1 pseudogene is annotated in these 546 nt (G+C 51.8%); it reads right to left on the bottom strand.

Features of this window, described 5'->3' with window-relative positions:
- Positions 1-355: 355 nt before the first annotated feature.
- A pseudogene (locus tag PORUE0001_RS00175) lies at positions 356-546 on the bottom strand (gliding motility protein GldN); the annotation flags it as partial.

Genomic DNA, 546 nt, shown 5'->3' with positions numbered 1-546 from the left:
ACTGTGGCGAGGTTCGTCTCATCGACAACATTCACTACAAGACCTCAGCCAACTAGCTGACTAACCTACATACGTATCGATAGGGGCGGACCTCGCGGGGTTCACCCCTTTTTTCAGCGTCCTTTGAGCTAACTATCAGTACCACTTGGGTGAAACTTTTCTTCCATCCAGGTGAAACTCCAGTTTCATGGGAATGAAACTCTAGTTTCATACGGGAGAAACTCTAGTTTCATACGGGAGAAACTCTAGTTTCATCAAGAAGCGTCGCTGGAAGGGTGGGGGAATAGACAAAGATAGAGGGCTGAGTCCGTTGTGATGGACCCAGCCCTCTTGTGTTTGGTTGGCGACTTAGTCGCTAGAAGCGGTTGCGTACGGAGCGTGTGGTAGTACTCTTCGACTGCCTTCGGTTCCGCTCTGCCTTGGCAGCTTTGGGAGTAGCCTTCTTGGTGGTGCGACTCTTCTTCTTCGCTTTGGTCACCTTGGCTGCTTTACGTTGGCTCTTGCCCTCGCGAAGCTCTTGTGAGCGACGGGCACGGGCTGTGTCAA

Origin of the sequence: Porphyromonas uenonis 60-3 (genome assembly GCF_000174775.1) — a bacterium.
GTDB lineage: Bacteria > Bacteroidota > Bacteroidia > Bacteroidales > Porphyromonadaceae > Porphyromonas > Porphyromonas uenonis_A.
The sequence above is the reverse complement of the archived record's forward strand: the minus strand, read 5'-3'. Positions and strand labels throughout refer to the sequence as shown.